The organism is Paenibacillus roseus (genome assembly GCF_016424485.1).
GTDB lineage: Bacteria > Bacillota > Bacilli > Paenibacillales > Paenibacillaceae > Paenibacillus_D > Paenibacillus_D roseus.
This window is the reverse complement of sequence record NZ_JAELUP010000108.1, coordinates 1-1,279: the sequence shown is the minus strand read 5'-3', so window position 1 is coordinate 1,279 and position 1,279 is coordinate 1. Positions and strand designations below refer to the sequence as shown.

General features: G+C 48.5%; 1 protein-coding gene. It reads left to right on the top strand.

The genetic code is table 11. The features are described 5' to 3' along the window. The first annotated feature begins 58 nt into the window (after positions 1 to 58). A protein-coding gene (locus JFN88_RS22385) for an IS3 family transposase (RefSeq protein WP_438943395.1) occupies positions 59 to 1,205 on the top strand; the annotation gives its coding sequence in 2 pieces (ribosomal slippage) (positions 59 to 330 and positions 329 to 1,205; 1,149 coding nt in all). Positions 1,206 to 1,279: the final 74 nt, after the last annotated feature.

The following is a 1,279-nucleotide window of genomic DNA, read 5'->3' as shown; positions in this document are numbered from 1 at the left end:
CTATAATGCTCCCATAGGTTGAGACACGGGAGGGGAAAAAATAAGTTATAATGAAGCCATGGAAAAACGGAACCGATATACCGCAGAGTTTAAGACCAAAGTCGTGTTGGAGGTGCTCCGTGAGGAGCAAACCGTGAACGAAATTGCAGCTAAATATGAGCTTAGCCCCGTGATGATTAGCCGCTGGAAATCGGAGTTTCTAGAGCGTGCCACCACGGTGTTTGAGAAGAAGACGAGTGAAGTCGACAAAGTGAGAAAGGAGTACGAAAGCAAACAAGAGCATCTAGAGAAGCTGGTTGGCCAACTCACTGTTGAGGTCGACTGGCTCAAAAAAAAATCTGGTCTTAAATGAATCGACCGGAACACGTAAAGCCATGGTCGAGCGTGACAATGCAGAGATCACGATCAAGCGTCAGGCAGACCTTCTTAGCATTAACAGAACCAGCGTATACAGCCCTGAGAAGGAGCATCGTGAGAACGAAGAAAACGTACAGATCATGCATCGGATCGATGAGATCTACATGAAGCACCCGTACTTCGGCTACCGGCGAATGACATGGTTCCTTCGAGAGCAAGGCTTCGAGATCAATCGTAAGCGTGTACGCCGCCTTATGCAGCTTATGGGCCTGGAGGCGATCTATCCGAAGCCGAACCTGAGCAAGCGCCTTCATGCCAAGTATACCCGGCCCTACCTGCTTCGTGGGTTAACGATTGACCGTCCGAATCAGGTCTGGGGAATCGACATCACCTATATCCGGCTGGGCAAGGGATTCATGTACCTGTTCAACATCATCGACTGGTACAGTCGTAAAATCATCGATTATGAACTGTCCAGCACGCTCGAGAAAGGCTTTGTGCTGAAATGTCTTAAACGCGCCTTCAGTCGTTGCAAGCCAGAGATTATGAACAGCGACCAGGGCTCCCATTTCACCAATGCTGATTATCTTGAACTGCTAGAGAAAGCAGCAGTGAGGGTCTCGATGGACGGTAAAGGCCGAGCAACGGATAACAGCCGCACAGAGCGTTATTTCCGGTCGCTCAAGTACGAATGTATCTTCCTCAACGAATTTGAAGACCCTCGGGCGCTGCGTAAAGGGATAGCTCGTTATGTCCAATTTTACAACCAGGAACGGCCTCATAAATCGCTAGGCGGAGCCATGCCCGATCAATTCTATGCTCATTCATCTGAAAAAATCGCATCCTAAATTGCTAGACTACACGACAAGGAGGATTAACTTATTCCTCAGAAAATCGTGTCTTGACATTGGGGAGCATTACA